This window comes from Bacteroidota bacterium, from assembly GCA_016699695.1.
Lineage (GTDB): Bacteria > Bacteroidota > Bacteroidia > Bacteroidales > UBA10428 > UBA10428.
This window is the reverse complement of sequence record CP065006.1, coordinates 1,395,776-1,420,298: the sequence shown is the minus strand read 5'-3', so window position 1 is coordinate 1,420,298 and position 24,523 is coordinate 1,395,776. Positions and strand designations below refer to the sequence as shown.

At 42.7% G+C, this 24,523-nt stretch carries 21 protein-coding genes; 10 read left to right on the top strand and 11 right to left on the bottom strand.

Annotated features, from left to right (window positions below):
• Positions 1-445 precede the first annotated feature (445 nt).
• The 3 genes from IPM71_06075 to IPM71_06065 all read left to right on the top strand — a co-directional run bounded on the left by IPM71_06075 (position 446) and on the right by IPM71_06065 (position 8,376).
• A complete protein-coding gene (locus tag IPM71_06075; GenBank protein QQS52300.1) occupies positions 446-5,410 on the top strand; it encodes a translocation/assembly module TamB domain-containing protein in 4,965 nt (1,654 codons plus the stop codon).
• Positions 5,411-5,429: 19 nt separating this feature from the next.
• Positions 5,430-7,691 (top strand): BamA/TamA family outer membrane protein, encoded by a 2,262-nt coding sequence (locus IPM71_06070; GenBank protein QQS52299.1) that lies wholly within the window; start codon positions 5,430-5,432, stop codon positions 7,689-7,691.
• 115 nt (positions 7,692-7,806) lie between these two features.
• Positions 7,807-8,376, top strand: a complete 570-nt coding sequence (locus IPM71_06065) for a DUF4256 domain-containing protein (GenBank protein ID QQS52298.1) — start codon at positions 7,807-7,809, stop codon at positions 8,374-8,376.
• 204 nt (positions 8,377-8,580) lie between these two features.
• Here IPM71_06065 and IPM71_06060 read toward each other — a convergent pair whose 3' ends face one another.
• Together IPM71_06060 and IPM71_06055 are read right to left on the bottom strand one after the other, a co-directional pair.
• Positions 8,581-9,012: a hypothetical protein gene (locus IPM71_06060; protein QQS52297.1), complete on the bottom strand. Its 432-nt coding sequence runs from the start codon at positions 9,010-9,012 to the stop codon at positions 8,581-8,583.
• A gap of 327 nt (positions 9,013-9,339) precedes the next feature.
• Positions 9,340-9,504 (bottom strand): hypothetical protein, encoded by a 165-nt coding sequence (locus tag IPM71_06055; protein QQS52296.1) that lies wholly within the window; start codon positions 9,502-9,504, stop codon positions 9,340-9,342.
• A gap of 242 nt (positions 9,505-9,746) precedes the next feature.
• On the opposite strand from IPM71_06055, the gene IPM71_06050 reads away from it, so the two are divergent.
• From IPM71_06050 to IPM71_06035, 4 genes are all read left to right on the top strand, one after another.
• Positions 9,747-10,376, top strand: a complete 630-nt coding sequence (locus tag IPM71_06050) for a CPBP family intramembrane metalloprotease (GenBank protein ID QQS52295.1) — start codon at positions 9,747-9,749, stop codon at positions 10,374-10,376.
• Positions 10,377-10,750: 374 nt separating this feature from the next.
• Complete coding sequence (locus IPM71_06045) at positions 10,751-11,611, top strand: NAD(P)H-binding protein (protein ID QQS52294.1); 861 nt, start codon at positions 10,751-10,753, stop codon at positions 11,609-11,611.
• A gap of 13 nt (positions 11,612-11,624) precedes the next feature.
• Positions 11,625-12,335 carry a DsrE family protein gene (locus tag IPM71_06040; GenBank protein QQS52293.1) on the top strand — a complete coding sequence of 237 codons (711 nt, stop codon included), beginning with the start codon at positions 11,625-11,627 and terminating at the stop codon, positions 12,333-12,335.
• Positions 12,336-12,374: 39 nt separating this feature from the next.
• Entirely contained in the window at positions 12,375-13,190 is an 816-nt protein-coding gene (locus IPM71_06035) for an aminotransferase class IV family protein (GenBank protein QQS52292.1), read from the top strand.
• Between the two features lie 154 nt (positions 13,191-13,344).
• Here the strand turns inward: IPM71_06035 and IPM71_06030 are convergent, their stop codons facing one another.
• The 4 genes from IPM71_06030 to IPM71_06015 form a co-directional block, all read right to left on the bottom strand.
• A complete protein-coding gene (locus IPM71_06030; GenBank protein ID QQS52291.1) occupies positions 13,345-14,040 on the bottom strand; it encodes a hypothetical protein in 696 nt (231 codons plus the stop codon).
• Entirely contained in the window at positions 14,018-16,024 is a 2,007-nt protein-coding gene (locus IPM71_06025) for a cation:proton antiporter (protein QQS52290.1), read from the bottom strand. Before IPM71_06025 ends, IPM71_06030 begins: the two co-directional genes overlap by 23 nt.
• A gap of 124 nt (positions 16,025-16,148) precedes the next feature.
• Positions 16,149-16,580: an outer membrane insertion C- signal gene (locus tag IPM71_06020; GenBank protein ID QQS52289.1), complete on the bottom strand. Its 432-nt coding sequence runs from the start codon at positions 16,578-16,580 to the stop codon at positions 16,149-16,151.
• Between the two features lie 148 nt (positions 16,581-16,728).
• The gene (locus IPM71_06015; protein QQS52288.1) at positions 16,729-17,394 is read right to left on the bottom strand and encodes a DUF998 domain-containing protein; all 666 of its coding nucleotides are present in this window, start codon (positions 17,392-17,394) and stop codon (positions 16,729-16,731) included.
• Between the two features lie 363 nt (positions 17,395-17,757).
• Here IPM71_06015 and IPM71_06010 point away from each other — a divergent pair, with 363 nt between their 5' ends.
• The 3 genes from IPM71_06010 (at position 17,758) to IPM71_06000 (ending at position 19,812) form a co-directional block, all read left to right on the top strand.
• Complete coding sequence (locus tag IPM71_06010; protein QQS52287.1) at positions 17,758-18,801, top strand: hypothetical protein; 1,044 nt, start codon at positions 17,758-17,760, stop codon at positions 18,799-18,801.
• Between the two features lie 96 nt (positions 18,802-18,897).
• Positions 18,898-19,326 (top strand): hypothetical protein, encoded by a 429-nt coding sequence (locus IPM71_06005; protein ID QQS52286.1) that lies wholly within the window; start codon positions 18,898-18,900, stop codon positions 19,324-19,326.
• Positions 19,327-19,437: 111 nt separating this feature from the next.
• Positions 19,438-19,812, top strand: coding sequence for a hypothetical protein (locus IPM71_06000; GenBank protein QQS52285.1), 375 nt, complete (start codon positions 19,438-19,440; stop codon positions 19,810-19,812).
• A gap of 51 nt (positions 19,813-19,863) precedes the next feature.
• On the opposite strand, the gene IPM71_05995 is transcribed toward IPM71_06000, so the two are convergent.
• From IPM71_05995 to trpC, 5 genes are all read right to left on the bottom strand, one after another.
• Positions 19,864-21,009 carry an MFS transporter gene (locus tag IPM71_05995; GenBank protein QQS52284.1) on the bottom strand — a complete coding sequence of 382 codons (1,146 nt, stop codon included), beginning with the start codon at positions 21,007-21,009 and terminating at the stop codon, positions 19,864-19,866.
• Positions 21,010-21,082: 73 nt separating this feature from the next.
• Positions 21,083-21,862 (bottom strand): tryptophan synthase subunit alpha, encoded by a 780-nt coding sequence (locus IPM71_05990; protein ID QQS52283.1) that lies wholly within the window; start codon positions 21,860-21,862, stop codon positions 21,083-21,085.
• Positions 21,863-21,904: 42 nt separating this feature from the next.
• On the bottom strand, positions 21,905-23,104 hold the full coding sequence (trpB, locus tag IPM71_05985) for a tryptophan synthase subunit beta (protein ID QQS52282.1): 1,200 nt from the start codon (positions 23,102-23,104) through the stop codon (positions 21,905-21,907).
• Positions 23,097-23,738 (bottom strand): phosphoribosylanthranilate isomerase, encoded by a 642-nt coding sequence (locus IPM71_05980; GenBank protein ID QQS52281.1) that lies wholly within the window; start codon positions 23,736-23,738, stop codon positions 23,097-23,099. The genes trpB and IPM71_05980 overlap by 8 nt, the downstream gene beginning before the upstream one ends.
• A complete protein-coding gene (trpC, locus tag IPM71_05975) occupies positions 23,735-24,520 on the bottom strand; it encodes an indole-3-glycerol phosphate synthase TrpC (GenBank protein QQS52280.1) in 786 nt (261 codons plus the stop codon). Before trpC ends, IPM71_05980 begins: the two co-directional genes overlap by 4 nt.
• Positions 24,521-24,523 lie beyond the last annotated feature (3 nt).

Genomic DNA, 24,523 nt, shown 5'->3' with positions numbered 1-24,523 from the left:
AGTTTAGGTTTATGGAAAAGGCATAGGTTTAGGACTTATCATAAATACAATTTCGATTCGTAAAGGTTAGCCCTTACAATTACATTTCAGCCTATTTCCGAGGTTAAAATTAACCAAGAATATTCTGTCTTGTAATTTCGAAAATCGATTGACAAGTAAGTTTTTAGGTTGAAAAGGAAAAATGAAAGTCCTTGATTTTTTGCGGGATAATGACTTTCTGAGTTGTTTTAGGAGGTTTTAGTAATAACATGTTTGTAGGTTTGGGAGTGTATATTTTTAACGTAAGCAAAAGTAAAATTGTTGTTTCTACTTAAAAAGTATTTTTATGATTACTCAACGACATGATTTTTCAGGATATCTTCATGCGTGAATAATTCTCTTCGATGTATGCCCGCTTAATTGCTAACTTTACCCATATAGCCTGAAAAAAAGTAATAAACCCCTGATGAGGAGATTTTTCAAAATAGCAAAGTATTCTTTTTATTTCTTGCTGCTTCTTGTGTTATTTCTTTTTGGCCTTGTTCAGCTGGCTCCGGTTCAGCGGCAGTTTGCAGAGCTTGTGATTGATAAGGTATTGCTGCAAAGGGGAATTAATTCGGTGGAGTTCGAACGACTGAAAATAGGCCTGAATGGGAAGGTATCTGTTTATCATTTAAGCATTGCTGATGATAGGTTCAATGAAATTGCTTTCGTAGAAAAATTCGCTGCCCGTGTTGGTTTTATTTCACTACTCAGAAAAGAACTGGCAATTAAAAGCTTGTCTTTGAAAGGCACCAGGGCTCAGCTTTATCGATTGAAAGACAACAGCCTGAATATTGCCGGGTTGATGAAATCAAAACCCAAAGCGGTAAAAAAGCAGACCAAACAAAAGATGGTCATCGACATTGGCCACATCGAATTGAAAAACATTGACTTTCGCTATCACGACAGTGTATCGGCGGTATATCTCGACATCAAACTGGGAAATTTCTCTGTCGACCTGCATGGTAGCAACCTGAATGCCTTAAGCCTGCTGTTGGATAAAATGGAGCTAAAAGATACAGAAGTGCGTCTTGTTCAGGACTATCCATTGGTGAATCGCAAACCAGAGGAAAACAATATCGAAAAGAAAGCGCCTCAAATACAGGTTGGGAATATGCTGCTAAGCAATGTACACTTTAATATGTTGGATAATCGAGATAAGAGCAGTCTTTCAGCCGGGCTAACAAAGCTTAGCGGGAACAAAGCATCTGTCGATATCGACGAACGCAACATTAAAGTGAAGTCAATTTCGCTTTACGAAGGGAGTTTTATGTTGAACGACCTTTTGGCAGGTGAGGTTGAACAGAAAATGGAGCTTAACCCGACCGAATCCCCTCGTGAGATTAGCTTTTCTGGCGGTTGGACCATAGAGGCGGGTCGACTTAAAGGAAAAAACAACCAGGTGTCCCTGTTACTCGAAGAAAAAGAAGCGAATACAAGCAGCTTTTCTCCACAGAATTTTTCTTTCGAGGGCATCGATTTCGATATCCGTAAAGCAAGTGTACGCGATACAGGCATTGTTGCGCAGATAAGTGGATTAACATGCCACAATGCCGATGGATTCAGGCTTCTGAATGCCAGTATCGATGCCGCCATTCATAAAAACATGGGTAGAGTAGAGGTGCATAAACTGTCTACTGGCCGGAGCAATATTAAACTTGAACTGGATGTTTTTTTGCCACTTCAGCAACCGGATATAAAGAATTTAAAGCTCAACAAGCTCTTCGCGGAGGGAGAAATTGCCGAAACTGACTTGGGGTATTTTATGCCTTCTCTTACCAAAACCCTTCCATGGTTAAAAGGCGAGGTGGTTACTGGGAAACTAAATCTTTCAGGTAGTGGAGAAACCCTGACATTAAGTGAATTTGAAATAGGCAGTACCTCACTGTTCACTTTAAAGGCAAAAGGAGCAATTCAGCACTATCAGAGCCTTGAAAATGCAGCTTTTTTATTCGATACTATTCAGCTTGTTTTAACCGAAGGAAGCCCTATGGTAAGTACTTTGGCCGATTCGTTGGCAGGCAGTATTCCGGAAATCAGAGCCGCACTGAGAATAGGTGGCAGGTTAGATTCCGTGGGTGTTCAATTTTACCTTACCGATTTACAAGGTTTTTCGGAAGGTAGCATTCAACTTTCTGGCGATAGTCTGCACCAATCGATTGAAACACAGATTGCTTTAAATGAAATTCACCTTGAGCGGTACCTAAAGGGGAAAACCCCCTTAGCTGTGAACGGCAATATGGTTCTTACGGCTGATCTTTTAGGTTGGGATTCTATATCTAATGCTACGCTTGATCTTTGTCTAAGCAAAATGGAAATTGACACCTTGCTGATCGATACTGTTTTAATGACAGGAAATTTTTCTGCTGGCAATTTTGAGATGGAGTTAAACCATCAATCAGAACTAACTCAACTTAATGCAAAAGCGATGGGCACGATTTTGCCGGATCAGCTGGCTATTGTATATCAGACTGAAATAGTGGGCTTCGATGTATCAAGATTTTTGGAGTTGAAGCAAAAGGGTCTGGTCGATGCCAAAATCGCCGGGATGATCAGGATCAGCGACAGCCTGCACAACCTTTTTAACGCCAATTGCGAGTTCCTTCGGTTTCGAAGCAAGGAGAAGGAGTATCAGCTCAATCAACTAAACCTTGCGGGGCACCTTTCTGACAATTATTTTTCCGGCAGCTTTTCCGGCGAAGGGGTAAAGCTTGAATTGGAGAGCAACATAGCTTTTAATCAAACAGGTAAAACTTTAAAAGACTTTCTGGCAAATCACATTGACCCTATTCAACGGCCGGCAGGTACTTTGGGCGACCAGCTTATTCTCCAATGTCAGGTTCAGAATTCTTATAATTTGCAGCATTTACTCAGCGAACTATTTTTCGATTCTCTGCTCGTAGAATCCGCGGAATTTCATTTCCACTTACAACAGGAATTGCTAAAAGCAAATATTTCCATTCCTTATCTGGCCTACAAAGGGCTATCTATTGCGCGGGTGAGTTCGAATGTATATATTGACTCAACACTTTCAGAATACAAGTTTGAACTTGGCGAAACAGGTTATAAGAAGTTGCGTACTTCAGGCATTAAAGTAGAAGCCAGGGGTAAGGACAATGAACTACAAAGTATTTTTCAGGTAACCGGACATTCAGGTTCTGCCGTATTAATTTTACCCTTGAATTTGAGCCGTCGCGATAGCATACTCTTCTTTTCGGTGAACGACAGCATACAAATAAGCGGCAAAAACTGGCATATCACCCAACCAGAAATACTGAGATACAACAATCGAACTAATCGTTGGAGCACCAGGGGTGTAAATCTGGCCTTCGAAAATCAATCCATTCAACTCGAAGAGAATGCCTTAGAAATTCGAATCAAACTGAATAAGTTGAACCTTGCCATGCTTACTAATTTTGTTAGCATGGCCGAGAAACCCTATTTAACTTCCGGCATACTTTCAGGTGAGTTAGCCTATCGGCTGGAAACAGAAAAGGTCTGGCTTTTTCATTCTGTCATTTCTATTAGCGAAATTGGAATTTTAGGTCGCAGCATTGGAAACCTTAAGCTGGCCATTGATCAACTTGGGAAAGAAAACACAAGAATTCAGCTTGACATTTTAAATCGATCGGACTACTTAAATTTTTCCGGATCGGTGGGTGACCTTGCTGAAAAAAAGCATCAGGCAAAAATTTCCATTGAAGATGTCACGCTTTATTCCGGGCTTTTCGATTCCAGCAATGTCGCCATTACTCAGGGTGGCTTGTTGGGCGAAATGGCAGCTGAAATACTCGAAGAGGGCTTAAACCTGAAAGGAAACCTGCACCTGAAGAACAATGTGGTTAGAATTCCAACTCTTGGAATGAATTTCAAAATAGATAACGAGGAAATTCAATTTTCCAGGCAGGGAATGCATTTTGATGATCTGGACATTTATGATGAAACTGGCAATCGTCTGCGCCTCTCGGGGAATATCTTTACTTCTAACTATACTGACATTAAACTCAATCTGCGCTTACTTACCGATCGTTTTCAGTTAATGAATACCCAGGCAGGGCTTAATAAGAAACTTTTTGGAAAGTTTGTACTCGGTGCCGATTTACGCATCGAAGGGTCTCCAAAATTGCCTGAAATTGTAGCAAAGCTTAACGTGCACAACGAAACCAATCTGACCTTGCTGCTTCCCGAAAAAGACCCTTTGCAGGCAGGAAATGAGGGTGTGATAAGCTTTCGTGAAAGGGATCAGACTATTAGCGACTCTGCATTTATTGCCTCAGGATTTCAACAGGTGCGCGATTCGCTCGATGCAAAGTTTAGCCTTGGGCCTTCAAGCATTGTCCTTTCATTCGATCCTGCTGCCCGCTATACCATTATCACCGATCCCCGGTCGGGCGATTTTGCCCGCTTTGGACTAAACGGGGCACTTCAATACCGCACACTTCAAAATAGCTTGTTTGAATTGAGCGGAAATATACAAATTGTGGAAGGGCTTTACCAGATGTCGTTCTACCAGATGGTTCAGAAAGACTTTACCATAGTGCCTCAAAGTACTATCTATTTTTCCGGGCCATTTAGCAATGCTACTATCGATTTAAAGGCCATGCATGTGGTGCGCACCAACTCACTTGCACTGATGTCGGGAGAATCGATAGGTAGTTCGTCCGCTGAAAAGGCCCTTTACAACCAAAGGCTGCCTTATGAGTTGTATTTTAATGTGTCGGGTCTTTTATTGAGTCCCGATGTGAGTTTTTCGCTTGACCTGCCTGCTGAATACAAGAAAAATTCGCCTATGATAGCCTCTAAACTGGACAAACTGGCCGGGGTTGAAAGTGAACAGGAGCGGAACATGCAGGTTTTTGCTTTGCTGGTTACCGGTGGATTTATTGCCCAGGATGCCGGATCGGGAGCTTCCGGCTCATCGGATGTGGCTACAGCAACGGCACGTAACAGCCTAAACAGTATACTTTCTCAGCAGATGAACAACATCATGTCCGACAACATTCAGTTTTTCGATATGAATATGGGGCTGAATACATATGAAGACTATGCTCGTAAAGGAGGACAGACCACCACCGACCTGGATGTGCGGATATCGAAAAACCTATTCGAAGACAGGGTAAGCTTGCAGATGGAAAGTCGCATCAACCTGAGTGGGAATACCAATCCCGGTCAGAGCAGTTCGAACTACAATACCGACTACAAGTTTTTTTACAACATCGACAAGGATGGAACCTACAAACTAAAGGCCTATAACCTGGCCATTTACGATTTGTTCGATGGCGATATTACCAATACAGGGATCGGAATTTTATATTCGAAAGATTTCGATAGCCGGAAGAGAAAAAATTATGTCGAAATAAATTCACCTCAGAACAGTGAACAGGAATAGGCGTATAGAATTTTTTGCAATGCTCGTAGTTCTGATTCTTGAGGGCTGCACAGGCACCCGGCATTTAGCCGAAGGAGAATTCCTGGCCCGGGATGGAGAGGTGAAGATAGAGCAGAAAGAGGCTATAAAGGGTTTTTCGGATATCAGCTATCAGGCAAAACGTCTCGCTACTGTGAAGCAGAACAACAAGTTGTTTTGGATGCGCCCCAGGCTGAGTATCTACAATGCATTCAAAGAACCCAAAAAAGAAAAAGGATTTAAACATTGGCTAAAGTATAAACTGGGCGCTCCCCCAGTGCTCTATAGCGATACGAAAACAGAACGGATCCGTCAGGCTATCGAGGGGCATTTGTTTAATCAAAGCTACCTGAATGCCCGGGTAGAATATAAACTCAAGGAGGACCGCCATCAGAAGCAGGCAATTTTTTATGTCTACACGGGTCCATCGTTTGCAATTGGCGAGAAAAGTTATCTTCCTTCCGGTACTGTGCACGATTCCACCATTAAGCATCAATTAAATACAGAAAGCCTGCTCGTAACCAAGCAGCCCTATAAGTTCGATCAACTACTTGAAGAGAGAAATCGCATTGCATTTTCACTAATGAACAGTGGATATTATTATTTCCGTCCCGACTATTTTGAATTTCAGGCCGACACCTTCACTCAACCCCAACAAATTAACCTTGCTCTGGGCATGAAGCCAACAACCCCTGCAGAAGCTTACAACAAGTTTAAAATTCACACAGTCACTGTGAAAGACTTTTTCAGGCTCGATACCGGATATGTGGGGAATAAAGAACGAATAGGAAACATCGATTACCTTACGCCTTATCCACACATTAATCCAGAAGTGGTTATCAACACCATTCACCTGCACCCTGATAGCCTTTATAACCGTAACGTGCATCTAAAAACCCTCAACCAAATACGTAGCTTGCAGGTATATAAGTTTGTCAACATCACCTACACACAAGACGATTCGCTTTCGGATCGTCTTAACGCCAATATTCTTTTGGAACCACTGAGCAACATGTCTTTCAGTGGCGAATTAAATGCCAACATCAAGTCGAACAACTTTGCAGGTCCGGGTTTGCAGCTTGCATTTACCAAGCGTAATGCGTTTAAAAACGCCGAGTTGTTTCAGCTGAGCACAAGTGGCAGGTTCGAAACTCAGATTGGGCAGGGCTTTGTAGGGAATACGTCTTACGAGGCAAGAGTCGATGCCGGCTTGCAGTTTCCACGCTTGTTTCCCTTTAAACTACACAGAGTGAAAGGCATGAATTTACCTAGCACAAGCATCAACCTGGGTTGGGGTTTACAGGAAAGAGTACAATGGTATAAAATGCTAAATTGGAATACGACCTTGCGCTATAGTTGGCGGCATTCGGAAAAAGTTAGTCACCGCGTTAGTCCAATGGACATCAACCTGAGCAAATTGTTAGAGACTACCGAACAATTCCAGGATTACCTCGACAGCAATCCTTCGGTGCGAAGAAGTTTTGAAGAGCAGTTTATTCTGGGTACCAATTACGATTTTTATTACAGCGCCTCGGCCGATCGGTTAAATACACCCTTTTTTATGGGTATCACCCTCGATTTTTCCGGCTTATTGCTTGGCGCTGTAACCCAACTTGTGGAGCAGCAGCCGGCATCTACGACAGACCCATACGAGGTGTTTACACTACCCTATGCCCAATACCTGCGCACGGTGTGGGATTTTCGACGAACAATTCGTCTTTGGCCTAAGCATTCATTGGCTTTTCGAGTCAATGCCGGTGCCGGATTGCCTTATGGCAATTCGGTGGTAATGCCCTATATCAAGCAGTTTTATGTGGGAGGCACGAACAGTCTCAGAGGGTTCCAGGCACGGTCGGTGGGTCCGGGTACTTTTCAGACCGAAACAGATTCGGATGGCTTTATCGACCAGGCAGGCGACCTGAAACTGGAATTAAACGCTGAATACCGCTTTCCTTTATGGGGAGTGTTGCACAGTGCCATGTTTATCGATGCCGGCAATATCTGGTTGGTCAATGAGGATGAAGCCCGCCCTGGTAGCCAGTTTCAATCTTCTGATTTTTTAAATGAACTGGCAGTAAGTTCGGGTTTGGGGCTACGGATTAAATTCGACCCCCTTGTCATCCGCTTCGACTGGGCCTGGCCATTGCGTTTCCCTTACGAGGTAAACGGCAGCAACTGGGTTGTAAAAGACATTGGTTTTGATAATCCCAATTGGCGAAAGGAAAATCTGATCCTGAACATTTCTTTGGGATACCCGTTCTAAATATAGTTATACCGATTGATAGGTTACGATTTGCAAATTCCACAAAACAATTTTTCTACATGCTAGGGTAGCAAAAAACAGTTAACTACAGAAGTGAATAGCAAAAAAACAAATCATGACAAAGAATCACAAAATTCAACTGACAATGGAGCAACAGGGAGAAATGTTGATCACATTGAAAGCCCGTTTTGAGAAAAATATGAACCGGCATCAAGGCTTAGAATGGGTTAATGTGCTTAGAAGACTGGAAGGGGATACTGAAAAAATCTGGTCGCTCTATGCGATGGAAACCACCGGTGGGGAGCCGGACGTAGTGGCTTTCGATACCTTAACCGGCGAATACATTTTTTACGATTGCTCGGTAGAAAGTCCGAAAGGGCGCCGAAGCATTTGTTACGACCGCGAGGCGCTGGAAGCAAGAAAAGAAAACAAGCCTGAGAACAATGCCATGGACATGGCAGCTTCAATGGGCATCGAAATACTTACAGAAAAGCAATACAGGGAGTTACAGCAACTCGGAAATTTCGACACCAAAACATCGAGTTGGGTAACAACACCTGCTGAGATTCGAAAACTTGGAGGCGCTCTTTTTTGCGATAGACGTTACAACCATGTGTTTGTTTACCACAATGGAGCAGAATCTTACTATGGTGCAAGGGGTTTTCGCGGATCGTTAAGGGTATAAAGAGGAATTAGGAAGGTGGCTGGGTGAGAGAAATTCTCTATAAGTTTAGTAGAAACGGGCATGACATAAAAAAACCGTTCTACAAACTTTGGTTATCCCCAATGAATAAACTCGGGTTTAAAATAGCACACAAAGGCAAAAGAAATGAGTTTAAGAAAGTCTTCTGAAATTAATTTCAGTAAAGACTTTCTTAAAAATATCTGATTATAATTTAACAGTCAATCCAACTCCACCTGTTGCTCCTTGAGTGCTTGCTCCACCAAGTTCAAAATACACACCCCATTTATCATTCCAAAACCATCTTCCACCAGCATGCAGACCTATATCGAAATTGCTGCTTTCATTATCACTTCCAATGTAAAATGCATAACCTGCTCCAACACCTCCATAAACATCCCAAGACTCATGTGTTATGCCAAATAAATTATCAAAATAGTAATTTGCTCTAATGTTGGCGGTAAACCAGTTGAGGTCAAAATTAGTCGATGCACCTGGAGCAATTGTGATATCTTGATGAACCGGGATTTCATAGTTAACACCGATTAAGCCAAGATTTAATTCACTTCTGGCCTGACCAAATACATTGCCAGCAAAGCACATGCAGGTGAATAGACTGGCGAAAATAACTTTTTTCATACTTTAATATTTTGATTAGTTAACAAAGTTAAAAAAATAAATATAGCCCTGAATATATTTTTTTGGACTAAATACAATTGGCATTTAAACGGCATGTTATAAGCGGTATAGCTATAAGGGCTTGGATTCGCCAATTATCAATACAGCGATAAACGATAGTTTTTTGTTTGCTTCAATTTTAATTTAATTTGAAAGCGAATCCACTGCAATGTGTAATTTGCTGAATCAGTATTGTTTATGTTTAATAAGTGCTGGTCAATTTTTCCTGGTTCACAGCACTATTACTGAAGATCAAGTTAAAACGATGAAATAAAAGGGGTTTCGCGATCAATCTTTCCAGTTCACTTCGATCATTTCTTTCCCCATCTTTTCTTTAGCAAGGCTGGCCAGACTTAAAAGCTCTGTCTTGCAGCAGTCGATGGACTGGTTTTTGTTTAACCTAAGTTTCAGTTCTTCGGCCAGGGCCGCCACGGTAATTTTTTTCTTTGTCATAATGATTCGGTGTTAAAAGGTGTTTTTTTGTTTGAAAAAGTAATAAAAGGTACAAAAAATGAGAGACAATTGCCAGTAAATAAACTGGTATACCTATCGACAGCCAGGTCCAAATAAGTTTTTTTAAATCTGATATAAAAACCAGCTGCTAAATGGCTCTTTATTTGCGTCACATAGTATCGGAACTGCGTAAAATTTACTAACTTAAAGGAGGTAACCCTCTTCGGAAAAAACTGCTAAAGATGCTTTCGTTGCATTTGAAAATAATTCGCTGGTTCGAGCTTCTTCTCTTGTACATCGGTTTACCTCTGCTACTGAAATACAGTCAGAATCCCGGACTAAAATTTGTGGCACTCTTGCTGGTGTTTGGAGTGTTTTTGTATGTCTTGTTGCGCGATAAGACATTTAAGAAGAGGCAGTTCAGACTGAATGGCTTCAGGGCCTGGCGTATGATCCTGTGGCGCACCTCACTCATGATTATTTTTCTGCTTACCTTCACCTGGTTTTTCTACCCCGCACAATATTTTGCTTTGCCAGCGCATGCTACTGGTTTATGGGCTATGACGGTACTGGCCTATCCGTTTGTTTCTGTAATACCCCAGGAATTGGTTTTCAGGGTTTACTTTTACCATCGTTTTCAGGGACTGGTTGCCAACCGAAACTTGCTCATGCTGGTAAATGCCTTGCTGTTTTCCTATTCCCATATTGTTTTTAACAACTGGGTTGTATTGGTGTTTACTTTCATTGCAAGCCTATTATTCTCTTTTACCTACCTGCGGCATCGTTCGTTTACGATCGTTGTGCTTGAGCACAGTCTCTACGGCCTATTGGTTTTCACCATTGGTCCGGCTAGTTTTTTCCATTCCTTTTAGGTTCTGATATAGTAAGGCTTAAATTCAATAATCCTTACTTTCAGATTTATTCGTGAGACTTAAATTTCATGAGTTCACGAAATGAAATTTTATAGTCGAACAATGCCGATGAAAGCGGGTGCGCAGTTAAATACCCCGCTTCTTGAGGCGATAAAATAAAATCCTTTGCAGATACCCCGTCAGCTTGCTGCTGAGAGCTTCATTTTCCTGAGGACAGATTTCCTTTTACATGCCAATAACCTGGCAACCTGAAATTTGGACTTCTTTAAACAGATAGATTAGTTCATTCGCCGGTGTCTGGCCTTTCTTGACCGATTAGGGCTGCTTTTCATCTTTTTGGTAACATACTTTTACTTAAACAATTCGATTTTACCATGGAGAAAAAAATTCTTGTAATTGGCGGTACGGGTATGCTCGGTAAACCAGTAGCCGCAGCCTTAAAGAGCAATGGTTTTCATGTTCTTATTTTTACACGTACTCCGGATGAGGCCCGCATCAAGATGCCAGGAAATTTTGAATTTGTCAAGGGAGACATCAGTAATATGGAATCCCTCGATCAGGCTTTGAATGGTTGTTATGGAGTTCATATCAATCTTCAGGGCGGACCTTCCATGAAGTCATTCGAAAAAACAGAGCATCAGGGTACTCGAAATATTCTGGAGGCTGCTATCCGCCAGGGAGTTGAAAGAGTAACATTTATCTCCGGGGCTTCGGTAAGTGAAAAAAACAGTTGGTTTCCAGTTATCCGGGCTAAATACAAGGCCGAAGAGGCTATTAAATCCAGTGGACTTAACTATACCATATTCAGACCTTCGTGGTTTTTTGAGTCACTGCCCTTGTTTGTGCGTAATGACAAAGCCATGATGCTTGGAAACAACCAAAACCCTTACCATTGGCTCGCGGCAAAAGACTATGCAGCAATGGTCGCTGTGGCATATTTGTCGGAGGAGGTTCTTAATAAAACACTGGTGGTTTTTGGGCCCGAAGCGTATACCAACAACGAGGCACTCAGCCGGTATTGCGAGATTAAACATCCGGGTATAAAAAAGGTAAGATTGTCGGCTGGAGCAATAGGTTTTATTGGACTACTGAGCTTTAATCCTGCCCTCAGGTTTCTTGGCAGATTTACAAAATACTTCGAAGGCATTTCGGAAAGCGAAGATAAGTACGGACCTGAGGTTACCATCCTACGCACTACAACAAATCTTCAAAATTGGATAGCTCCCAATCATTAAAATAATTTAGAATATGAAACTCAAGCGGGCACTGTTGGGAGTTTTATTTATTTTTGGTTCATTGGGAGCTAGAGCCCAGTCGGGGGAAGTTATTCCCTATTTCAGCGGCAAAATTATGGCTGCCTCCATCCTCAACAGTGTTACTATTATTCTTGACAGTGCATCGACAGGAGACTATTTAGAACTCAGGGTTGATAATTACCAGGCCTTACATAACGACATGATGGCCTGGGCAAGCCTCACCGGAAATGAGACCTTGCTTCTTGACAAGGATGCCCTGACAAGTACCTACCGCATTGTGAAGCATCATCAGGGACCCGTTTACAAACATTTTGCGCTCATTGTTTCTGAGGATGGACCCGATGAATTAGTATCGCCTCTTGGTTTTGCCTGGGCAGCAGCACTAAGCGGGATGCAGGTCTCCATCTTTTTTCAGGGATCGGCTGTAAAATTACTGGAGCAGGGATACAAAGAGAAACAAGGAGGAATTAATTCGGTTTTTAGACATAAGGGACAAAATAGACATGAGCCCGGTGAGCCTATCACATCGCAGGAGAAACTCAGAGAATTGGAAAGGTTAGGTGCACAGTTTTATGCATGCCAACCCTCGATGGACCGGTTTAAAGTTAAACCCACTGAATTAATTTTTCCTGACATTGTACTTTCTGAATACATCACCTTTATGGAAGTACTTGCCAAAGCCGATATAAGGTTTTTTCCTTAGAAGAGTTCTTCTTAGCTTTGGAAGGTAAACCCATTCAGAATGACAGGATATTGTTACCATCAATTCATTGAAGCAGAAGCCATAACAGTGTCTGCAGGTAGTATTGCGGCCAACAGAGGGTATGGGGCTTTCGATTTTTTTGGCGTAAGGCACCGACAAGCATTTTATCTCCATCGGCATCTGGAACGCTTTTTCACTACCATGAGTTTGATGAGGCTGAAAATTGAGTATTCACCAGAACAGCTTCAGGCCTTGGTTCATGAAATCATTCAGCGTTGCCAGGAAGATGATTTTTATATTAAATTATTTGCCTATCCTATTGATACTTTTTCCGGAAGTGAAATACCGGCAGAGCTTTTTATTATACCGCTTGTTCTGCCTATCGACACGCGCTTTACTTACAATACAGGCATTATGTTAATCAGCAAAGAGTACCAGCGTTTTTTACCCGAAGCCAAATCGACCAACTACCTACCACTGGTATACTGGCAACACGAAATCGACCTTGCCGGTGCTGCCGATGTTCTATACTATAATGCCGGTATCGTCAGCGAAACTTCTCGCGGAAATGTATTTCTGGTAAAAAACGGAAAGGTATTTACCCCAGCCAGAAATATGCTGAAAGGCATTACCCGTAGCATTATACTCGATCTGCTGCAGGAAAAGGGCGAGCCATGTATCGAGCGCGATATTGCTTTCGACGAATTGTTTACGGCCGATGAAGTATTTCTTTCCGGTACCACTAAAAAGGTGTTGCCAGTTACCTGTATCGACCATCGGATCATTCATAAAGGCCAAATAGGCCCTACATCACAGTGGCTTATGAGCGAATTCGAATCCTTGCTCGGGAGCTGATTTAGTTGGGTTAAATCAGACTAGACATTCTTTTTAAACAGTTAATTGAACCCTAAACAATTCAATTGACCCTGGCTTCAGCCAGGGGTAATTGAAATCAAATCTGTCTTAACGGTAATTTGAGCAGGTTGATAGGAGTGACCAGCAAGATCTTTTATTTTGAATGACTTTCGAGATAACCTTTCGGAGTGCCATAAAAATACACCACTTCAATTTTCTCCGAACGCGACAAACCGCCGGGGTTGCAGCCAGGCATACCTTCAGGAATTTCAATTCCGAGTTCCTGGTAGTATGCTTTCCATGCAGCATTCATTTCAAACCCTCCGGGAACTTTAAAAGTCATGGGTTGAAGTTCAAAAAAAGTTGCTCCATTGTTTGCCTGCTCGAATAGTGTATAAATAAGTTGCGAGCAGTAATAGCTACTGTCGTTCCAGATGTAACTGGTATTATAGGGCAAGCCGAGGTATTTTTCCTTTAGCAGCATTACTTTCGGAATTAGCGGCAAATAGGCATCTTTTACCCTGGCTACCATCACTTTTGGATTTCCAGCACTGTCGGTACTGCGTTGAATAAACTGTTGGAAAGCTGTTTCAATTACTCCTGCTCCGGTGGCTTCTAAAACCCAATAAGAAGAATCGCTGTGTAAAACCACCAAACCCATGTGAGAAAAGTTGGCACCATGGTAGCCTTCCGTAACCGATTCGATGGCATCGCAGAGCGGTCCGCAGTCCAGGTCCTGAAAAAGCAGGTCGCCATGCTCAGGATAAAAGCGATGTTGCTGGGCAGTTAAAAAACTTGTTGAGGTTAGCAATAAAAAACAAAAGATGCTAATTTGTAAGTGGTTCTTCATGGATAGTTTGATTGGAAGTGAGCATTTTTTGGGCTTGCACGAGGTTTTCAGGTCTTCCTAACAGGTATATGCAATCATCGGGTACAAAGCTAATGTCGGCATCGGGGTGTTCAATAATTTCATTTTCACGCTTGATAGCCAGAAGTGTCACATTCATCCGGCGGCGCAAGGCTATGTCGCGGAGCGAACGGCCCACAATTTCCGATCCTGTTTCTACCCGGTAGGCATTGATTTCAAAGTCGGGTAGTTCTTCCAGAAACCATCCGGGCTCGGTACGGCTATACTCGCGAAAAACACCATAATAATCTTCACGCACCCTGTTAACCAATACCGAAATATCGCGCTGGGGCATTAATCTTTTTTTCAAAATCTGGTTAAAAAACTCAATGGCAGTTTCGAACTTCTCCGGTACAATGTGGTTGGCTCCCTGTTTAAAAAGCAGTTCGAGGTCTTCCACATTTTTTGCCCGACCCAAAATGAAAGCATGATGATTTATCTGGCGCACCTTATCGATAATGGCCGTAGAAGCAATGACATCACCTACAGATACCACCACAATATCGGCACGTTCGACATGCGCTTTCAACAAGATTGGTTCATTCAGGGCATCGCCATAAATAACAGCTTCGCCGGCTATTTGCTTTTCGCGGACCATAATAGGGTCGAAGCAGATGGAGACGTAAGGAATATCTTGTTTTTTCGCGAGCATAGACAGTTTCTGTGCCCTTAAGTCTTTTCCGATGATAACCAAATGGCCTGTATATTCTGGTACCGGAATTTCCTTTAAGGGAAACAAGCCATCAATAAGCACTCGCGGTAGGGGAAGTTTAAGTAAAAAATTAGTAAATGGCCGGGCAATAGAGATAAAAAAAGGTGTGAGCGACATGCTTAAAACGGCCACCGATAAGAAAAGCTGAAAAAGGTTCTCAGGCAGTAGCTGTTGACTGCGGCCTATTTTGGCCAGCACAAAAGAAAATTCACCCACCTGGCTAAGGGCAATACCTACCAGCACAGTACCCCTGAAAGTATGGCCCAGAATAAAGCCTGTACCTCCGGCAATAATTGTTTTTACCAATAATACCAATAAAAGTGTAAAACTAACGAGGGCCAGGTTATCAAATACATAGCTAAGGTCCAGAAGCATTCCGATGGATACAAAAAAGAAACTGGCGAACATGTTTTTAAAGGGCACCAGGTTGCCAAATACATTGTGACTGTAATCCGAAGCAGAAATCATCAGTCCGGCAAGGAAAGCTCCAAATGCAAGCGACATTCCCAGGCTGAAAGTAAGCAATGCCACAGCAATGCAAAACAGGAATACACTCATCAGAAACAGTTCCTGATTTTTACGAGTGACCAGGAATTTTAATAGCCATGGAGTGGCCCATTTGCTACCAGCATAAATGAAAGCAATAATACCAATACCCTTCAAGCTAAGCAGTAAAAGATCCTGACCAATTTCCAGGTTATCGCCCGACATAAACTGGGTAAACAGCAACAGGGGCACCAGCATGAGATCTTGAAAAATCAGGATTCCGATTACAGTTCGTCCATAGTTCGAGGTAAGTTCGGAGCGCTCCTGCAATATTTTAAGTACTATGGCTGTACTGCTGAGCGAAGTGATAAAGCCTGCAAAAATTGCTGTTCTTGGCGGTAAATCGAAAACCTTTGCTACCCCAAAGATTACCAGTCCAGTGAGGACAAATTGCAAAAATCCACCCAGAAAAACCACCTTTCGGATTTTAATAAGTTGTTTCAGCGAAAACTCAAGGCCCAGTGTAAACATCAGCAGAACCACACCAATTTCGGCCATCAGTTCAATTTCGTGTTTCCCTTTTATTAAACCGAGCAGGTGGGGGCCGGCAATGATGCCTGTAAGCATGTAGCCAATAATGTTGGGTACCTTCAGTCTGTTAAACAGTAAGTTAACACTAATAGAAAGCGCAAAGATGATTACAATATCGCTGAGTATTCCGGTTTCCATATTGGATAAAAAGAAGGTTTGGGTTTAGAATCCCTATTTTTGCCTAAAGATAAAAAAATAGCGCACCAAATTGTGCGCTACTATCGTTAAACCGAATTGGAGGATTTTATTACAAGAGCTTCTGTTAAAAGACGAATCGGATATTTAACCCAAAACTATCCCAATACATATCGGTGTTATCAATAATTCTCAGGTAAGGTCTCCAATCGAGGCCTAAGGCCAGCGGGGCTCCGTTAAAGTGGTATTCAATACCTGCTTCGCCCGCTACACCCAGTTGAAAATTATCGCTTAAGAAGGTGTAAGGACCTGCACCAAGATACCAGTTGAAAGCTTCCTCGCCGAGTGGCTTGTAGAGAAAATCCCATAACACATCAAGACCCAGGCCATCATTAAAGTATGCGTCGGCATGTATCCGGCTGAATTTTCCTGCCTGGAAAACTCCATCAATGGCAACCCCATTGTAGCCAAAGTTTCCAAAACGCAAACCAAATTCCTGACCCATAGAAACGCATGAGATTCCTATTATTAAAAGAAATGTAAAAAGGATTTTTTTCATAGTTGCACAGTTGTATTAAAGTGATTCAAAATAAGATTCTAAGCTTCATCGATGTTTTTGTGCCCCAAAATTAACACAAAAAACTTCAGTATAGAAATCATAGAAAAATGAAATAAGTTCAATTTTAACTGAAGATGAATATTTAAAACTATTTGTCCTTCAGAATTACTTCGCCTTTCGTTAGCCACGATATACCAAAAGCCCACAAACAAAGTGCTTCGAGCCAAAAAATGGGGCTTAATTTCTGCAAGGCAGGGAAGCTTTGGCGAAGCCATACTATATAAATGGCCATTATCAAAATTCCGGCCAGCATTATCCATCCACAGGCTTTGTAAATCCTGTTACGCAGAATTTTGCGTGGAGTAGGTTGCGGGTCTCCTTTGGTAAAGATAAGCAGAGAAAATGCTGCTAAAACCAAAAACAACAAAGCGGCCGAGATCAGATGCAAAACGCCTACAATGCCATTGTCTGTTTCCTGAACCAGGCAATTCGAAAGCTCATCGGGTGTAACGCTTGTAGGCATAAAAGCTACTCCAATGGCAAACACGCAGGCCAGATTGCCGGCAAGATTGTCCCAGCTATCGGGATAACCTTTGTACGACCACAAAAAAAGACCTATGGCACAAAGGTAACCCACAAATACATTCCCCATTCGTGTGTGGTAATAATTGCTGATAGAACCTTGCACTCCACAGCAACGATCGAGAACGATCGACCCGAGAATTAGAATAACCGGAAGCGAAACACCTGTGATTCCAAGGGTGCGTTGAAGGGTTTTGTAGGAAATCAATTGGGGTTGATCGGAAGTTTTCATGGTAGTTTGGTTTAATTGGTATCCAAAAGTTATGAAACATCGGGGAAGAACATGCAACAATGAGAAGAAAAAATAGTAATCGTACAATTTGTTCCAACAAAGAATAAGCAAAAAGTCCTTGTAGTAACTGGCTATCAATTGGACTCAGGCTTATCTTTTATAAGATACTTGAAGTTATTTATCTGGTTTCCACCGACTTGTTAATTAGTTTTTCAAATGGCATAGATATTGTTTCGCCCAATTCTGTATTTTTAGTTTAATTTCAATCCAACTAAATGAAGCACCCATGTTTAGTAAAACACACACGATAGCAATTAAACAATAACATGGGTGTTCGATTATACCTTCAAAATTAATATTGTTATGATGAAACAAATTAGAACAACCTTATTTCTGGCAGCAGCATTTTTTCTTTTGCAGAACAATGCTTGGGTTAGTGTTAACACTACCAAACCTGCCCTGGCGCCACTTCCCTCGCATATCCGGTCAATTGTTGTCATTGATGGCACATTATTGCCAGTCAATTCCGGAACCAAAATAGAGAAAGTACTTACTGGCGAGGTGTTTGCTCAGGACGAGCAAGCAATCGGAAAATACATCGAAGGCATAGTAGAACTTTGTTCATCCTACGGCCGCATCACCGTCATCCGGTCCGGGGAGCGTTACGAAGGAGGGGGAACTAAAAACACCTTTCCGAAACCACTGGACTGGGATGCAGTGAAAAAGTATTGCGAGAAATACAACGCCGATGCAGTAATGGCCATTGAAGTGTTCGACTCCGATTACATGGTCACCGGTATTCCTTTCAACATGGGAACTATAAAGACACCGAATGTGAACACGACTTCCATCAATACAAGCGGAACAGTGACCCTTAACATTGGTTTACGCATCTACGATCCCCGGGAACAAAAAATTACCGATGAGTATCGCACCACCGAATATATCGATTTAAACTCGTCGGTTTATTCGGCAGAATCGGCTGTGAATACCGTTTTAAGCAAAGTAGAGATCGTTAACCAGGTAAGTTACGACTTGGGCTTATTCTATGGTAAACGCATTTCGCCCTGGATTACGAGCGTTACACGTTATTTTTACAACAAGCCAAAAAAGAGTAAAAACCTGCAGCAGGGTGTGCGCAGGTCTGAAGTTGCCGACTGGAAAGGAGCCATCGAATCGTGGACCATGGTCTTGGAGAGCAACCACAAGAAAGACAAAAAAGCATACAACGAGGCAGCTTTTAACATTGCAGTAGCATGGGAAGTGCTGGGCGATTTGCAAAAAGCCAGCGAATGGGCGCGCAGAGCCTATGTCGATTACAACGACAAAGATGCCAACGGATATTATAACGACATACAGGCCAGGATACGCGAGGAAGAAATCCTCAACGCCCAGCTTATGCAATAGCTTGCGAGTAAAGTAAATCCGATTAATTTCGCTGCAACAATTCGCACATGCGAACCGTTTAAGATCAGTAATTGCAACATAAAAAAAGAAATCGCCATGCGAGGTTTTATACTTTTAATTCTATTGACTTCTGTTCTGATTTCCTGCACCAAAGAACCCCTGTTGGATGTTCGCGAGTTGACAATTCCCGATTCCCTTATACTTGAGGCACACGATGTGGGTTGGGAGCTTTATTCCTGGGATGCAAATGGCGATTTGCGTTTCTCGTTAGTGGTTGCAACCAGCCGCTATAAAACCACCGAAGAGGTATTAGCCAATGAATATGCGGTAACGAGTCGCGAAGAGTTAAAAATGCTTTTACGCAGTCTTCCTGCCGGCGATACGATTACCTGGTATGGGGTCGATTGGATCCAGGAGCATCTGCAGGGAGCCAATGTTTTATTCAATATGCCGACTTTTTTAACCCAATACGATATTGATGTATTCTGTCGAGAGAATAACCTTGTACTTAACTTTGTAGAATAATCAGGAAGGCATTTCGGTTTTGCAGACTTGAAATGAATTCGTCTTTCGAACCAATTTGATCAGATTTCTTGAGCATAATACGCTATATTTGAAAAGCAATTATGAGGCAGAATGATAAGCTATCAATTCAATAATAACCTTCAGATTCTCGAAGTGGAATACAGTGGCGAGGTGGATCTGAACCAATTGATTGAATACGGAGAGAAAATTAAAAACGATGGTTCGCTTCCGCGCAATTTGCTTATTTTAACCGATGCCACCAAGGCAAATTACCGGTTTGAAATCTCTGATACTTCCATCATTCTCGATACCCTAAAAGAGCAACTTAGTTCTTACACCTCAGTAAGAACAGCCGTGATACACCAAAGACCTATGGAAACGGCATTTTCAATGGCTTTGGAGGTGGATCAGGAAATTCCGGGCTACCAGCACATGGTTTTTGCAACCCGCACTGCTGCATTGAATTGGTTGTTGGCAGGTTGGTAGGAGTTCGGCACAACTTCTTTTTTACCGTTTTTTCAGGAACTTTTGATCAAATCAACCTCCCGGGTGGCGATGAATTTTAAAAAACCAGAAAGCCATCAACAGACAGAGAGCCGATGCTGCGATAAAGACCTGCATCACCGACACCATTCCAATTTTGTCCATTAAGAATCCGATTAGCAGGTTACCGGCTGTTTGTCCTATCCCCAGGTAGCTTCCCCAAATAATTGATTGCCCGGTGGCCTGTTTGCCGGGGGGCATAATTTTGCCAATGTATTCGATGGCGCCTACCAGAAAAAAAGCCAGCGAAACCCCCTGAAGAGCACCAGTAGCCAGTGCTACAGCTATGGTTGGGAAACTACCATACAACAAGAAACGGATGAACATAGTGAGCATGCCGATGAGTATAAGCCTATGCAGGCCTATTTTTTTTAGCAATCGGTTACCAATTATAAATAGTGGTATTTCGCTAAGTGCCATGATGGCATATGCATAACCTATGGTGTTATTGGATGCATCAATTGACGAAAAATACAGATTCAGAAACGAGTTTACCGGCGAACAAATTATACCATAAAGTGCTACTAAAGCCGTAAACCACATGAGAGGCTTATTCTTAAGTAATTCTCTAAAGTGAAGACGTTCAAAATTTGGTTTAAACACTCTTTTTCTTTTACGGGTCGTTAAAAAGGGTATTGCAAAAAGAAACAATAGCGCCGACAAGGGGAAAATATTATTAAGGGGGAGCTTTGCAAACAAAAAACCACCCAGTATCGAAGCAAGTGCCCAACCTAATGAACCCCATAACCTGAAACTGCCATAAGAATGTTTCTTTTCGGTTTCGGCATACTGCATGGCAAGAGCATCGGTGAGCGGCCCCATCGGATGGTAAAAGAACGATAAGAGCGGTATATAAATTAAAAGGGCAGCAAAACTTGTTACATTTCCGAGAAAGAAGATAAACACAGCAGTGACCAAAACCCCAATGCGTAAAGTTGGTCTGATCCCATGATGGTCGGCATACACTCCCCAAAGAGTGACAACCAGAAAAATACTTCCTTGCATAATGGCATTCAGTGTGCCGATTTGTGTACCTGTAAAACCCTCCTGCTCCAGAAAAATATTGTAATAGACTCTCCATACAGCAAAAGCCATATAGAGAAACAAGTAAATAAAGCGTATTTTAAATACCGTCATCATCTGGCAGGAAGTTTATTTGAAGTGGTGCTTGTTTAAGTTCAGCTGAAAATATTGCATCGAATATATCCACTTATTATAAATCCGATTTAATTGTCCCGATAAACGACTCAATTTTTCCCTTCAACGAACCTTCTTTTTCCAGGGCTTGAATAAATGCCGACCCAATAATAGCACCATTGCCATAACGGCATGCCTCCTGAAAGCTTTGATGGTCAGAAATGCCAAAACCGATGAGGGTAGGTGTTTTAAGATTTAGTTTTTTCAGACGGTTAAAATATTCGATCTGATAGGGTTCAAATCCTTTTTTGGTGCCGGTAGTAGAAGAGGCAGCCACAATGTATAGAAAACCTTTCGACAACTTGTCGAGTTCGAGGATGCGTGCATCGTCGGTTTGCGGGGGAACCAACAAGATGTTTGCCAGGTCGGTTTCTTCGAAGTATGGCTGGTATCGCTGCTGATACAAAGCTGGCGGAAGATCTGGCAAAATGACACCGTCGATACCTGTTTCCTGGCACTTTTTGCAAAAGGCCTCAATACCAAATTGCAATACAGGGTTCAGGTAACCCATGAGCACAATGGGTATCTGTGTTTTTTTTCGTATATCTTTTAATTGTTCAAACAACAACGAAAGACTCATGCCATTCTGAAGTGCCTGATGACTGCTACGTTGTATAACAGGTCCGTCTGCTACCGGATCGGAAAATGGAATTCCTATCTCGACAATATCGGCTCCGGCCTTATCGAGCGACAATAATATTTCGGTTGTATCGTGCAGATTTGGGTGGCCTGCAGAAAAATAGACCGAGAGGAGATTGTGTTTTTTATGCTGAAAAAGTTGATTGAGTCTGTTCATATTTCTTGGTATAATGCAGGATAAGCTTTTTGGGAGCCTGGGCTATCCCTTGTTTTGTATATTCATTGCATCAATATAGGTCTGCATATCCTTGTCGCCCCTACCCGAAAGGTTTATCACAACTATATCCTTTTGATTAAAAGTCATTTTTTCGAGTAGGGCAAATGCATGAGCCGACTCCAAAGCGGGTATAATACCTTCGAGTTTTGCAAGCATAAAGGCTGCCTTGAGGGCCTCATCGTCAGTTACCGGATAGTATTTTCCGCGGCCCGTTTTAAACAAGTGGGCATGCAGAGGGCCAACTCCCGGGTAATCAAGGCCCGCAGAGATGGAATAAGGCTCAATTATCTGGCCATCGGAAGTTTGCATGAGCATGGTATGTGCGCTGTGCAAAACTCCCGGCGATCCGATTGTAAGTGTAGCCGCTGTCTCTTCGGCTTTTTCAACTCCCAGCCCTGCTGCTTCGGCACCTACCAGTGTTACCTTTTCATCGTCGAGAAAGTGATAGAAAGCCCCGGCAGCATTGCTGCCACCACCCACGCAGGCAAGCACATAGTCAGGAGTTTCGCGCCCCTCGTGCTCTTTTAGCTGCCAGCGTATTTCTTCGCTGATAACTGATTGAAGGCGCGCTACCAGGTCGGGGTAAGGGTGTGGCCCCACTACTGAACCAATGATATAATGGGTATCGATCGGATGGTTAATCCAGTCGCGTAAGGCCTCGTTGGTAGCATCCTTTAGAGTTTTATTGCCACTGGTGGCGGGTATTACTTCGGCACCCAGCATTTTCATGCGCAGCACATTGGGCATCTGCCGTTTCACATCCACCTCGCCCATATAAACTACGCATTGCATACCAAAGAGGGCGCAAACGGTGGCAGTAGCCACTCCATGTTGTCCGGCCCCTGTTTCGGCAATGATGCGTGTTTTGCCCAGTTGACGAGCGATAAGAATCTGACCGATGGTGTTGTTTAGTTTGTGCGATCCGGTATGGTTCAGGTCCTCTCGCTTAATGTAAACCCTGGTATTGTATTTGGCAGAAAGTCTGCGGGCGAAATAGAGCGGTGAGGGGCGACCGACAAAGTCGCGCATCAGCACATCGAATTCTTTTTTAAAACTGCTGCTGGCCATAATTTCGAGGTAACGATGTTGCAATTCAGTGATGTTGCGGTACATCATCTCAGGGATGTAGGCTCCCCCAAATTCACCATAAAAGCCGTCTTTATCTACTGTGTATTTATTCATGGGTACGTATTTCTTTGAAAAATTTCCGAAGTTTGGGTATATCTTTCATTCCGGGCTCCATTTCGAACCGGCTGTTGATGTCAATAGCGAAAAGGTTCACCAGTGTCAGGGATAGAATGGACTGGGCATCGCTCGCCTCTATTCCTCCGCTTAAAAAGAAAGGTTTCTCGCCGGAATATTGCTTCAACAACATCCAATCGAATTTCTTGCCGGTGCCACCGTGCGCTTCCGAGCGGGTATCGAACAAAAAATAAGTGCAGGCCTGCTGATACGAATCCAGTTTCTTGAAATTGAATTGTTCGTTCACCCCAAAAGCCTTAATAAGGGTGAATCCGAGTTCCTGCAACTGCATACAATAATCTGGGCTTTCGTTTCCATGCAACTGAATCCATTTAAAGCCAAAGAGGTTCGATTTGCGAATTATTTCCGGCAGGAGTTCGTTGACAAAGACGCCTGTTAGTGTGGTGTTATCAGGGATAGTCTGGCGAATGGCCGGTGCCAGAGAGTCTTCGACATATCGGGGCGATTTGGGGTAAAAAATAAGTCCCAGGTAGTCGGGTTTTAATTCCGCAACCTGACCAATATTGGCAGCATCGCGCATGCCACAGACTTTTATTTTTAAAGTGCGTCTCATTCCTTAAGCTGTTGCATAAAAGTTTGAAAAGCCATGCCTGGGTTCTCGGTCTTCATAAAGTTTTCGCCCATGAGAAAACCATCAAAACCTTTTTTTTGTAATAGCTGGATAATATCAACAGAATGGATGCCACTCTCGGCAATTTTTGGCATATCGGCCGGCAGCATGCTAGCAAGTCGAATTGAGTTTTCGATGTTTACCTCAAAGGTTTTCAGGTTACGGTTGTTGATACCCACCAGATCGGCATTGCTGTTTATTTTGTCGAGTTCTTCTTCGTTATGTATTTCCAGCAAAACTTCCAGTCCAAGTTGTTTTGCAAATGCATAGAGCGATTGAATTTCTTCAGCTGAAAGCACCGCGGCAATAAGCAGGATGGCATCAGCACCATAGGCTTTTGCTTCGATAAGCTGGTATTCGTCGATGATAAACTCTTTGCGAAGCAAGGGAATATTTACTTGCCTGCGTGCTGCGACCAGATCGTCGATGCTACCCCCAAAAAAATTAAAATCGGTAAGCACCGAAATAGCAGCGGCTCCGGCTTGCGAATAGGCTTTGGTTACCTCTTCGACCTTTACCTTGTTGTTAATGACACCTTTCGAAGGTGATTGTCGTTTAAACTCAGCGATAATGGCATTGGGTCCCTTTTTTTGTATCGATTCTTTCATGCTCAGGACCGGACGTTGAAATAGCACCATCTGCTCGAGCTCTGCAGTGCTGATTAACTCTTTACAACTGGCTACTTCTTTTCTTTTGTAGGATATTATTTCGTCAAGAATCGTCATGCC

What these genes read in the sequence shown, in the direction of transcription:
- IPM71_06075 (QQS52300.1), top strand. Translation starts at nt 446, where the DNA reads ATGAGGAGATTTTTCAAAATAGCAAAGTATTCTTTTTATTTCTTGCTG.
- IPM71_06070 (QQS52299.1), top strand. Translation starts at nt 5,430, where the DNA reads ATGCTCGTAGTTCTGATTCTTGAGGGCTGCACAGGCACCCGGCATTTA.
- IPM71_06065 (QQS52298.1), top strand. Translation starts at nt 7,807, where the DNA reads ATGACAAAGAATCACAAAATTCAACTGACAATGGAGCAACAGGGAGAA.
- IPM71_06060 (QQS52297.1), bottom strand. Translation starts at nt 9,012, where the DNA reads ATGAAAAAAGTTATTTTCGCCAGTCTATTCACCTGCATGTGCTTTGCT.
- IPM71_06055 (QQS52296.1), bottom strand. Translation starts at nt 9,504, where the DNA reads ATGACAAAGAAAAAAATTACCGTGGCGGCCCTGGCCGAAGAACTGAAA.
- IPM71_06050 (QQS52295.1), top strand. Translation starts at nt 9,747, where the DNA reads ATGCTTTCGTTGCATTTGAAAATAATTCGCTGGTTCGAGCTTCTTCTC.
- IPM71_06045 (QQS52294.1), top strand. Translation starts at nt 10,751, where the DNA reads ATGGAGAAAAAAATTCTTGTAATTGGCGGTACGGGTATGCTCGGTAAA.
- IPM71_06040 (QQS52293.1), top strand. Translation starts at nt 11,625, where the DNA reads ATGAAACTCAAGCGGGCACTGTTGGGAGTTTTATTTATTTTTGGTTCA.
- IPM71_06035 (QQS52292.1), top strand. Translation starts at nt 12,375, where the DNA reads ATGACAGGATATTGTTACCATCAATTCATTGAAGCAGAAGCCATAACA.
- IPM71_06030 (QQS52291.1), bottom strand. Translation starts at nt 14,040, where the DNA reads ATGAAGAACCACTTACAAATTAGCATCTTTTGTTTTTTATTGCTAACC.
- IPM71_06025 (QQS52290.1), bottom strand. Translation starts at nt 16,024, where the DNA reads ATGGAAACCGGAATACTCAGCGATATTGTAATCATCTTTGCGCTTTCT.
- IPM71_06020 (QQS52289.1), bottom strand. Translation starts at nt 16,580, where the DNA reads ATGAAAAAAATCCTTTTTACATTTCTTTTAATAATAGGAATCTCATGC.
- IPM71_06015 (QQS52288.1), bottom strand. Translation starts at nt 17,394, where the DNA reads ATGAAAACTTCCGATCAACCCCAATTGATTTCCTACAAAACCCTTCAA.
- IPM71_06010 (QQS52287.1), top strand. Translation starts at nt 17,758, where the DNA reads ATGATGAAACAAATTAGAACAACCTTATTTCTGGCAGCAGCATTTTTT.
- IPM71_06005 (QQS52286.1), top strand. Translation starts at nt 18,898, where the DNA reads ATGCGAGGTTTTATACTTTTAATTCTATTGACTTCTGTTCTGATTTCC.
- IPM71_06000 (QQS52285.1), top strand. Translation starts at nt 19,438, where the DNA reads ATGATAAGCTATCAATTCAATAATAACCTTCAGATTCTCGAAGTGGAA.
- IPM71_05995 (QQS52284.1), bottom strand. Translation starts at nt 21,009, where the DNA reads ATGATGACGGTATTTAAAATACGCTTTATTTACTTGTTTCTCTATATG.
- IPM71_05990 (QQS52283.1), bottom strand. Translation starts at nt 21,862, where the DNA reads ATGAACAGACTCAATCAACTTTTTCAGCATAAAAAACACAATCTCCTC.
- trpB (QQS52282.1), bottom strand. Translation starts at nt 23,104, where the DNA reads ATGAATAAATACACAGTAGATAAAGACGGCTTTTATGGTGAATTTGGG.
- IPM71_05980 (QQS52281.1), bottom strand. Translation starts at nt 23,738, where the DNA reads ATGAGACGCACTTTAAAAATAAAAGTCTGTGGCATGCGCGATGCTGCC.
- trpC (QQS52280.1), bottom strand. Translation starts at nt 24,520, where the DNA reads ATGACGATTCTTGACGAAATAATATCCTACAAAAGAAAAGAAGTAGCC.